At 59.5% G+C, this 393-nt stretch carries 1 protein-coding gene; it reads right to left on the minus strand.

Features of this window, described 5'->3' with window-relative positions:
* On the minus strand, positions 1–185 hold a 185-nt coding region (locus tag APY03_RS45650), incomplete at its 3' end, for a DUF6788 family protein (protein WP_443082821.1).
* Between the last annotated feature and the right edge of the window lie 208 nt (positions 186–393).

Raw genomic sequence — 393 nt, forward strand, 5'->3', positions numbered from 1 at the left:
ACCGAATATGGCTTGCCCCCGGCGTTGAACTTCAGATAAAGGTGCGGGCCATGGCGGCGCGCCGGATCGGTGGCACAGGCACACGAAGGATCGCCGCACTGGCGGGTCACTTCGCTGAGCGAGCCCTGGACCATCGTCTCGACGGTTTGTGCGATCTCGGTCATCAAGGATGCCTTACTTCTCATAATGGTTAAGGTAATTCAACAAGAGCGACTTGTCAAGCGATCGCGAGCAACTCCTTTGGATCAAACCCGAACGCAAGTGCAACGAATCGAGGCGCGCATGACGTGTGGGGATTGCGTGACGCGATGTGCGCTCTGGCACAAACGCCGGCCGCCCGGCATCCGCGCTCACTCGAAAGCGGCCGCCGCTTTTTGCGCCGGAAAGTAGCTA

This window comes from Variovorax sp. WDL1, assembly GCF_001541225.1.
Taxonomy (GTDB): domain Bacteria; phylum Pseudomonadota; class Gammaproteobacteria; order Burkholderiales; family Burkholderiaceae_C; genus Variovorax.